This window comes from Dokdonella sp., assembly GCF_039926425.1.
Lineage (GTDB): Bacteria > Pseudomonadota > Gammaproteobacteria > Xanthomonadales > Rhodanobacteraceae > Dokdonella_A.
Genome location: NZ_JBDSWZ010000030.1, coordinates 1 through 10151, shown reverse-complemented (window position 1 = coordinate 10151; position 10151 = coordinate 1). Strand labels below are relative to the sequence as shown.

Here is a 10151-nt window from a genome sequence, read left to right as displayed (position 1 = left end):
GTTCGTTGAACACGTTCATCCGGCCCGGCGCCTGATAGAACGTGGTGTCGAACGTGCGCAAGCCCTGGCGGATCGCATCGAGCTTGATGCCGAGCGCGAACGCCATCGCAGCGGCGAACATCGCGTTTTGCACGTTGTGCAGCGCGCGGCCTTCCATCGTTGCGGGAATGAGGTGCGTCCACAGCAGCGGAATGTGACTGCCCTTGTCGTACAACGTGATCATCGCGCCATTCACGCCCGCTTCGAGCGCGCACGCGCGTCCACCCGCACGCACGTGCTCGCGCACCAGCGCATGCGACGGATTCATCGTCACGTAGCAAATCACTTTCGCCTCGGTATAACCGGACATCTTCAACACGTTCGGATCATCCGCATTGAGCACCGCGCAATCCTGCGCGATCTCGACGACGATGCGCTTCAATTCGGCGAGTTGATCGAGCGTGTCGATGCCCTTCATGCCGAGATGATCCGACTGGATGTTGAGCACCGCGCCGACGTTGACCTCGCGCACCCCCATGCCCGCGCGCAACAGCCCACCACGTGCCGTTTCGAGCACGGCGATGTCGATGTGCGGATCGGACAGCACCATCCGCGCCGACACAGGTCCGGTCATGTCGCCTTCGACGGTCCGCTGGCCGTCGATGTAGACGCCGTCGGTCGTCGTCAGACCTGGAGTGAATCCACCCATCTTGGTGATGTGCGCGAGGATGCGCGCGGTGGTGGTCTTGCCGTTCGTGCCGGTGACTGCGGCGATTGGCACGCGCGACGGCGCGCCGGGTGGAAACAGCATGTCGACGACCGGGCCCGCCGCGTCGCGCGGAGTTCCTTCGCTCGGGCTCACGTGCATGCGAAAACCCGGCGCCGCGTTCACTTCACAAATGCCGCCGCCCACGGTCTTGTAGCTTTCGGCAATGTTGGTCGACAGGAAATCCACACCGCCGACGTCGAGTCCGATCGCGCGGATCGCGCGGACCGCCATGTCGCGGTTGTCCGGATGGATGATGTCGGTGACATCGGTCGCGGTGCCGCCGGTCGACAGGTTTGCTGTCGAACGCAGGTAGACAATTTCGTCCGCTTTCGGCACCGACGTCGGCGTGTAGTGCACACGCTCCATCATCATGTCGGCCTGCGCATCGAGTTCGATGCGGGTGAGCACTTTTTCGTGACCGACGCCGCGACGCGGATCGGAATTGACGATCTCGACCAGTTCGGCAATCGTTCGCGTGCCGTCACCGACCACGTGCCCGGGAGTCCGCTTGGTCGCAGCGACCAGGTCTCCATTGACCACCAGCAGCCGATGGTCGTCGCCGCTGACGAAGTTCTCGACGATCACCGAGCGCGAAATCGCCTGGGCGGCGGCAAAGCCGACGCACACCTCCTCATCGGTCATCAGATGGATCGAAATACCGCGCCCATGGTTGCCGTTGTAGGGTTTTGTCACCACCGGAAAGCCAAGCCGGCGCGCCGCACGCAATGCCAACTCCTCGGTCTGCACCAGTTCCTGTCGCGGCACCGGCAATCCGAGTGTGGCGAGGATCTTGTTGGTTTCTTCCTTGTCGCTGGCAAGCTCGACGGCGATGTGCGACGTCTTGCCGGTGACCGTCGCCTGGATGCGCTGCTGGTATTTGCCGTGGCCCAGTTGCACCAGCGACTGGCCGTTGAGGCGCAGCCACGGAATGTTGCGTTCTTCCGCCGCGCGCACCAGGGAAGCGGTCGACGGGCCGAGCGCCCGGCGCTGCGCGTAACGGATGAATTCGTCGCGCGCTGCCGGCCATTCCCATTCGTCGGGCACGCTGTTGCGGGTGCGGAGACCCGCCGGAAGCAATGAGTTCAGAAGTCGCAGGCCGAGGTCGCCGGCAGCGAGGCCTTCTTCGCGCTGCGCGTATTCGTAGACCACCGAATAGACGCCGGGCCTGTCGACGCTGCGCGTCTTGCCGAAGGTGACATCTTCGCCCGCGACGTTCTGCAATTCGATCGCGACGTGTTCGAGCACATGCCCGAGCCATGTGCCCTCGCCTTCGCGCATGCGACGGAGGAACCCGCCGGGCTCGCGATACGAGCAGCCGTGCTCGGAAAGACCCGGCAGCGCAGCGACGAGTCCATCGACGAACGCGGCGCCCAATCGGCCCGTCGGCCATTTCTCGAGTTCGCCGAGATCCAGTTCGAGCCGGATCACCGGGAAGTGCGCGTACAGCGAAGGGCCGACGAAAACGGAACGATCGAGTATGCGCATGCTGGAATGTGTCCCTTTGGCAGTTCCGCTCAGTGGGTTTTCTTTGGCGACGCCAGCGTGCCGGCGCTCGCCTGCTTCGTGTGCAGGTTGAACGTCGCACCAGCGATCAGGATATGGATCTTGAGGCCGAGCAGGCAGACCGGATCATCTTCCCCGGCCCGGTCCATCGACGAGAATTGCAACTCGCTCGCGTCGACCACCGTGACTGCCCCGCTCCCTTCCACTTCGAGCACGTTGTCCGGGCGGATGAACGCCGCCGTGTCCTCGTCGAGGCCGATGCCGACCGCGAACGGATTGTAGGCGAGCGCCGCAAGCAGCCGCCCGAGACGGTCGCGCTGACGGAAATGCTGGTCGATCACGAATCGATTGGTGAGCCCGAGGCCAGGCGCAAGGCGCACACTGCCGGCAGTCGGCGACGACCCTTCCTTGCCGAACGCGATCATGTGTTCGGACAGGATGCTCGCACCGGCGCTGGTGCCGCCGACGTGGACACCTTCTGCGTTGCGCGAACGGATCAGTCGCGCAATCGACGTGCCGCCGAGCATCGTCGCGATGCGCAGCTGATTGCCGCCGGTGAAAAAAATGCCGCTGGCCTGCTCGATGCGTTCGAGGCGGTTCCCCTCTTCGGCATCGCGACGCGTGTCGAAATCGAGCGATGTCACCCGTCTCGCTCCGAGCCCGGAGAAGATCGTTTCGTAGCGCTCGCCAGTGTCGGCCATCTGACTCGCAGTCGGGATCACCACGATATCGGCGTCCTCGCCGCCGCACAGGTTGACGAAGCGCTCGAGAATCCGCGCATCGTTTTCCTTGTCTTCGGCACCGCCGATCGGGACGATCCAGCCGCGCTCCGTACCGTCGCGGACCTTGCTGGGACTCATGCTGGGTGTTGCCTCGTGAATACTGGAGCGTGACGGTATCTGTACACGGACGCGGGCCGGCCTGCAATCGAAGAGCTGAATGGAAGGGGTGGACCGTTGAATTGCCTTCGGGAGTTGACCCCTTTGCAGGCCAGGATCAAGAGCTGCCCCCTTCCGCCCTCCGGGCACCTTCCCCCGCTGCGCAGGGGAAGGAACGGCCGAGGTCGATGCGATGTACCCGCGGTGCGCCGCGGACGAAAAAGCCCACATGTCGAGCCATTCGACCGCTACGATTTTCCTTCCCCTGCGCAACGGGGGACAAAGCGGCAGGACTGCCACTTTGAACAGCACAGCTGCCCGAAGGGCGCATGCCAGGGACGGCATGCGTTCACGTGCCGAAGGCGGAAGGGGGCGCTCTAAGCAGGAGCGCATTCGACGCTGCGAGTGCCGCGGCTCAAGTTTGGCGACGCCCATCGACTAGCCCTGCGGCAAACCCTCGAACATCCCCGACCTCACAATCCGCCCGCCGCGCACATGCGACACGCCGCCAGCAATGACGTCATGTGCCGCCCCGTGCTCGTCGAGCGCGACGAGATCCGCATCCACGCCAACCGCGATATGGCCTTTGCGCGGGAGGCGCAACAGTGTTGCGGGATTGGCAGTGAACGCGGGGAGTGCACGCTCGAGCGGCACCCCGCGCGACACCAGTTCTGCCAGCGTCGACAACAGTGCACCCGCATCGCCGACGTCCATGTGGGTCACGTGTCCATCGCCGTCGAAACACGGCAGGCATCCACCCGCGTCCGAACTGATCGTCACGCGATTCGCTGGCGCACCGCTGTCGAGATAGCGCAGCAGCGCATCCGCCGCACTCCACGCATCCTCGCCCTCGTCGACCGGGAACGCGGTGATGTCGATCGTGCTGCCGCGCGTGGCAAGCGACAGCGCTTCGTCGAAAAGCGCCTTGCGGCGATTCACGTGGGTCGGATGAAACACGCGCGGCGGTAGTTCGCTTGCTTCCAGCGCCCGGCGCACGAGATCGAGTCCGCGCACGCCGTCGCCGAGATGCAGGTGAAGGATTCCCGCCTTGCCGGTCATCAGGCCGGCGACATGCGCATCGGACGCAATCCGCAGCAGTTCGTCGAGGGTCGGCTGGCTCGATCGATGATCGCTGATCGCGATTTCGCCGACGCCGATCAACGCTTCGATGAACACCAGATCGCTGCGCACGCTGCCGGTGAGCGTTGCCGGCGGCACGTGATAGCCGCCGGTCCAGGCGTAGGCAGACAGCCCCTCCTCGCGCAGCCCGTACACGCTTGCGAGCAGATCGCGCGGACCGCGTGCAACATCGTCGGTGCCGAGCAGGCCGATCACCGTGGTGACGCCGGCGCGCGTGAAGCGCGAAATTCCGAGCGGTGGAACGCGGGAGCGGAATCCTGCCTCACCGCCGCCACCGGTCACGTGCACGTGGCCGTCGATCAGACCGGGGATCAGACGACGGCCTTCGAGATCGATGACGTCAGTTCCGAGCACGTGCGGAAGCGCGAGATCGTCGGTGCCGATCCACAGGATGCGGCCGCCGCCGATCAGCAGGTGGACGACGCCCAGTGGATCGGGCGCGAACACGCGTGCATTGCGAATCAGCAGGCTGCCCATGGCTAGCGGTTCGACGCGTCGAAGCCGTCGATGAAGATCGTGTCGTTGGCCGATGGTGGAGTGAAGTCACCGGCCATTTGAATCTGCATGCTGTTGTTGCTACCGGCGATACCGCTGTTGATCTCGTCGCCATTGCCGCCGCAATCGTTGGGGCCGACCTGGGGAATAGTGAAGCTGTCGTCGCTGAGGTCGAGTCCGCCCGCCGCGCCGGTGCCGGCCAACTCGAGGTCGATCGGCTGGAAAATGCAGGTTCCAACTGGAATCGGAACCACGCCGGCAGCGAATGCGGAAACAATCTGCAATTTCATCTGCACGGTGGAAAGTGCAGCCACACCGTCCATTGCAACCTGTCCCGTAGCCGAGTTGGTTTGACTCAGCTGGTAATTTACCGTCACATCGACGTTGAGCGCATCGGAATGGAAGGTCGTCGTCGCCTGCGGGAACGTGAACTTCCCGGCAGAAAGGTCGCCCGTCGCCGCGTCGTAGGTCGAGTCGCCGAAATGACCGCCGGAAGGCAGCGCACCGGGATTGCCATTGACCGAGATCGTGCCCGTCACCGGGAACTCGACGGCGCCTGCCACGCATGGCGCGAGGCAGAGCGACAACAGGGCTCCCGCGAGTCGTGCAACCAGCGGTTTGGTGCGACTGCGCGACGCATGACGACAATCCATGGTGTCTTCCTTCGATGTGCATTGGGTAGGCCGGCGGGGTGGACACTCGCGCGGTCCGACAGCGTTCACGACTTGCGGTCTTTCGACAGTTTTTCAGGATCGGATTCGATCTTCAGCCACACAACGCGTTTTCCCTGGTCGTGCCAACGATGCATTTGCTTGATGATGTCACGTTCAAACGCGTGGCAGGGCCCACACCAGACGGCCCAGTAATCGACCACGTAGCCGTCTGCCTTCGGTAGTTCGGCGACCGTCACCGCGTGTCCTGACGGAGTGAGCGTTTCGCCCAGCGTCATCTCCATCGTGATCGGCGACGGCATCGGCTCGTGCTTTTTCAGAGCGAGGTCGAGCTTGCGTTCCATCGTCGGTCCCCAACCGAACTGCGCCACCAGGGGCTTCATCTGCGCGTCGAACAACAGCACGCGCGGGAGCATCATGCGCTTGCCCTTCGCATACGTTTCGCGCAACGCCTCATCCGTGTGTCGCAGCGCGATCACATCCGCATGCGGATCGTAGCCATCGTCCGCAACCGCGCGATCGACGATCGCAACGGCGGCGAGCGCGCACATCATCCATGTCCGAAGGGCCACCACACGGCTCACTTGCTGGCAGGCGCCGCCGTCCACTTCTTCAGCCACGCATTCACCGTGTCATGCCACTGCACGCTGTTGTGGGGTTTGAGGATCCAGTGGTTTTCGTCGGGGAACCGCAGGAACTCGCTCGGGATGCCCTGGCGCTGCGCCGCGGTGAACGCGGCAAGGCCCTGTTCGAGCGGGATGCGGAAATCCTGGTCGCTGTGGATCACCAGCAACGGCACTCGCCAGTCTTTCACGTGGTCGATCGGGTTGTACTTTTCGTACGCGGCAGGGTCCTCGTACTGCGTCTTGCCGGCGTGTTCCCATTCGTCGAACCACAGCTCTTCTGTCGAGTAGCTCATCATGCGGCTGTCGAACACGCCGTCGTGCGCCACGATGCACTTCCACGGCTCGTTCCACACGCCGGCGATCCAGTACGCCATGTAGCCGCCATACGACGCGCCCAGTGCGCACGCGCGGTTGCCGTCCAGAAACGCGTACTTGTCCTGCGCAGCAGCCCAGCCGAGCTTGAGGTCTTCGAGCGGCGCACCGCCCCAGTCGCCGGAGATCGCATCGGTGAACTTCTGGCCGTAGCCGGTCGAGCCATGGAAATTGATCGTCACCACGGCGAACCCCTGCCCGGCGTACGTCTGCGCATTCCAGCGGTAGTGGAAGTCGTTGGTCATCGCACCCTGCGGGCCACCGTGGATGATGAAGGCGACCGGGTACCTGGTGCCCGCACGAAAACCAACCGGCTTCACCACGTAGCCTTGAACGGTGTCGCCGCCGTGTCCCTTGAACGTGAAGAACTCGGCGTCGCCGAAGCGGATGTCCTTGAGCGTGTCCGCATTGAACCGGGTCAGCTGCTTCAGACTCTTGCCGTTCGCGGACGCGGAGTACAGGTCGGTCGGGTGTTTGAAATCCTGCCGCGCGATCACCAGCCCGTTCTTTCCAACGTCGAAACCGGTGACGCTGCCGGCGGCGACGATCTTGCTGGCCTTGCCGGTGGCGATGTCGATCGAGAACAGCGCAAGGTCACCCGCGTCGTCACTGGTGGTGTAGAGCGTGTGCCCGTCGACGGAGATCTTCATCGGCGATGCCGAACGATCCCACTGCGGATCGACCTCGCGTGTCGTGCCGCTGGCCAGATCCATCGCCATGATGCCGAAACGATCGGCTTCGAAACCGGCGCGCTTCATCGCGGTGTAGTACAGCGTCTTGCCATCGGCCGACGGCAGCGGATTCGCATCCCATGCCGGATTGTCGGCGGTGAGGTTGCGCGGTGCGGTCGAGCCGTCAGCGGGCACCGCGTACAGATCGAAGTTGGTCGACCACGGTTCGGTCTTGCCGGCGATCCGTGCACCGAAATACACCGTCTGGCCATCCGGCGAAAACGCGTATTCATTCTCGTCGCCAAACGGCTTGGACGACACGTCGCCGTCGATGCGCTGACTGAGCAGCCGCGGTTCGTCGCCGACCTTGCCGTTGTCGATGTCGGCAATGAAGAGCTGCGAGCGGCGGCCATCGGCCCACGTGTCCCAGTGGCGCACGAACAGCTTGTCGTAGAGGGTGCCGCTGGCCTTGTCGGCCTTGCGATCGTCGAGCTTCTTCTTCGTGCACGCAAGCGTCGGGCAATCGGTGAACACGTCGATCGACAGCAACACCTGCTTGCCGTCGGGCGACTGCCTGTAGTTGTTGACGTCGAGTCCGAACGTGGTCACCTGGTGCGCGGCGCCGCCTTTCGCGTCGACCTGCCACAGCTGGTTGACTCCGTCTTTCGCTGCGAGGAACAGCAAGGATCCGTCGCCGGCCCACTGTGCGCCACTCGCATTCAAGGTCGTATCGGTGACGCGCGACGCCTTGCCGCCCCCCATTGGAACGGTCCAGATGCCGGTGCTTCCCTTGTTCGCGGCGTAGTCGGTTTCGCGGACCTGAAACGCAATGGTCTTGCCATCGGGCGACAGCGCCGGAGCACTGACGCGCTGCATCATCACCAGATCATGCACGTCGAACGGATGCACGGCGGCAAACGTCGGCGCGGCGACGAGGAGCAGTGTTGCGGCAAAAATCGGTTTCATGGCAGATCCCGGATGGAAAGGCGCGATGGTAAGCGCTGGCCGGTTTTCGACCAAGTTCCCGCGCAACACGTCACGCGACCGCATGAACCCGACGCGACCGACAATTCCCAATGCGTGGCGTTTCGCATGAATTGGCTGTAGACAAGACCATTGCGATCATCCACGAGGTGTTCCATGAAGCGAATCCTTTGCCTGTTTGCGCTCGCGCTGCTGCCGGTCGCGGCACATGCCTCCGACGGCTACGTCAGCGCCACCGTCAATCTGCGCGCAGGCCCCGACAGTGGCTATCCGGCGATCACCCAGCTGCCCGCGGGTGTACCGGTGTCGATCCAGGGCTGCATCGATGGCTGGACCTGGTGCGATGTTGTTGCAGGGCCGGATCGCGGCTGGGTCGCCGGCACCTATGTCGAGGAAGCATACGAGGGTCAGCGCGTTGTCGTCACCGACTACGGCGCACGCATCGGCATTCCGATCGTCGCGTTCGCGCTCGGTGCCTACTGGGACAACCACTATCGCGGACGGTCGTGGTATCGCCAGCGTGATCGCTGGTGGCACCATGGCTGGGGTCATCGTCCTCCGCCGCGTCCATCGGGCTGGCATGGCGGGCATGCTGGCCATGGCAATGGCGACTACCGCAGCGGCCACGGAATTTCACACGGGCCGGTCTACGCGCCGGGGCGGCGTCCCGGACAAGGACACAGTTACCCGGCGAATCGTCCGGCGGTGGCCAATCGACCTGGGATTGCGCATCGGCCGGCCTACAACGGCCGTCCAGCGAAGCAACAGTCCGTCACGCACGGGAACGGCCGTCCGGGTGGACGTCCGGCGGCAGTGCACAACGCGCCGCGTCCAGTGCAGTCGCATGGACCGTCGCAGTCACGCGGCAAGGCGGGTCAGCGCGGCGGCACGCCATCGCGGGGCGGCAAGGATCGCGGCGACAAGCATCGCTGATCGTCGCCGGTGACCCGCACCGCCATTACAGGCCGACCGCGCGCAACGCGGCCGGCGTTCAGCCGGATTGATCTCCAGTTGGCACCCGCCGCAGCCTGCGCGTCCTGCCTGCGGTGTGCATCCACGATGATCAACGTGGCGAGTCGATCGGCATCGCTATACTGAATTTCCGCCCGATTGCCGAAGACCCGCATGCCTGTTGCTCCCGCCGCCGGCGCTGCTCATTCAGCGCCGGCTGAAATCTTCGGCCATCCCAAGGGTCTCTACGTCTGCTTTTTCACCGAGATGTGGGAGCGCTTTTCGTTCTACGGAATGAAGGCGCTTCTGCTGCTGTATCTCACCAAGTACCACCTGTTTTCGGACGACAACGGCTACAACCTCATCGGCGCATACGGTGGACTCGTCTACGCGATGCCGGTGATCGGAGGTTTGCTCGCAGACCGCTGGCTCGGCATGCGCAAGGCGGTGGTGTTTGGCGGCGTCCTGCTGGTGCTCGGCCATCTCGGCATGGCGATCGAAGGCACGCCGGCGGTGTCGGTCGACGGTGTGGTCACACGCGACGCGGCGGCGTTGCAGGTGTTCTACTTTTCGCTCGCGTTGATCATCATGGGTGTGGGATTTCTGAAGCCCAACATCTCGACGATCGTCGGCAAGCTCTATCGCGAGAACGATCCGCGCCGCGATTCGGGTTTCAGCATTTTTTACGCAGGCATCAACATCGGCGCCACCGTGTCGGGACTGCTGTGCGGTTGGCTCGGCGAAACGTACGGCTGGGGCTGGGGATTCGGCGCTGCCGGCGTGGGCATGATTGCAGGCCTCGTCAACTTCATCGTCGGCCAGAAATACCTGATGGGTCATGCGGAGCCGCGCGAACCTGCCGCGTTGCGCGAACGCGTGTTCGGGCCGCTGTCGCGCGAACATCTGATCTACCTTGGCGCGATTGCTGGCCTGTTCGTGATCTGGGCGCTGATCCAGGCGCACTCGATTTTCCTGAAAATCATCCCGGGCTTTTTCGAACCGAGCCCGGTCGTGCTCGGCATGCATCTCGTCACGCTGTGCCTGCTGGTCGGAATCCTGTGGTTCATGTTCACCCGCTGCACGAAGGTGGAACGCGAACAGATGTTCATCGT

The 10151-nt window shown here is 63.9% G+C and carries 8 protein-coding genes; 2 read left to right on the top strand and 6 right to left on the bottom strand.

The genetic code is table 11. The features are described 5' to 3' along the window. The 6 genes from cphA to ABIV12_RS01710 all read right to left on the bottom strand — a co-directional run. Positions 1-2233, bottom strand: a 2233-nt coding sequence (gene cphA / locus ABIV12_RS01735; RefSeq protein WP_348055602.1) for a cyanophycin synthetase, incomplete at its 3' end; no start/stop codon positions are given. A 29-nt stretch (positions 2234-2262) separates the two neighbouring features. Further along, a complete protein-coding gene (locus tag ABIV12_RS01730) occupies positions 2263-3111 on the bottom strand; it encodes a cyanophycinase (RefSeq protein ID WP_348055600.1) in 849 nt (282 codons plus the stop codon). Positions 3112-3567: 456 nt separating this feature from the next. Further along, a complete protein-coding gene (iadA, locus tag ABIV12_RS01725) occupies positions 3568-4746 on the bottom strand; it encodes a beta-aspartyl-peptidase (protein ID WP_348055598.1) in 1179 nt (392 codons plus the stop codon). Positions 4747-4748: 2 nt separating this feature from the next. Beyond that, on the bottom strand, positions 4749-5417 hold the full coding sequence (locus ABIV12_RS01720) for a hypothetical protein (RefSeq protein ID WP_348055596.1): 669 nt from the start codon (positions 5415-5417) through the stop codon (positions 4749-4751). Between the two features lie 65 nt (positions 5418-5482). Continuing rightward, the gene (locus ABIV12_RS01715) at positions 5483-6007 is read right to left on the bottom strand and encodes a thioredoxin family protein (protein WP_348055594.1); all 525 of its coding nucleotides are present in this window, start codon (positions 6005-6007) and stop codon (positions 5483-5485) included. Between the two features lie 8 nt (positions 6008-6015). Continuing rightward, positions 6016-8070, bottom strand: a complete 2055-nt coding sequence (locus ABIV12_RS01710; protein ID WP_348055592.1) for a S9 family peptidase — start codon at positions 8068-8070, stop codon at positions 6016-6018. 174 nt (positions 8071-8244) lie between these two features. Here ABIV12_RS01710 and ABIV12_RS01705 point away from each other — a divergent pair, with 174 nt between their 5' ends. Together ABIV12_RS01705 and ABIV12_RS01700 are read left to right on the top strand one after the other, a co-directional pair. Continuing rightward, on the top strand, positions 8245-9021 hold the full coding sequence (locus ABIV12_RS01705; protein WP_348055590.1) for an SH3 domain-containing protein: 777 nt from the start codon (positions 8245-8247) through the stop codon (positions 9019-9021). Positions 9022-9213: 192 nt separating this feature from the next. Beyond that, a partial coding sequence (locus ABIV12_RS01700; RefSeq protein WP_348055588.1) for an oligopeptide:H+ symporter occupies positions 9214-10151 on the top strand: 938 nt, incomplete at its 3' end.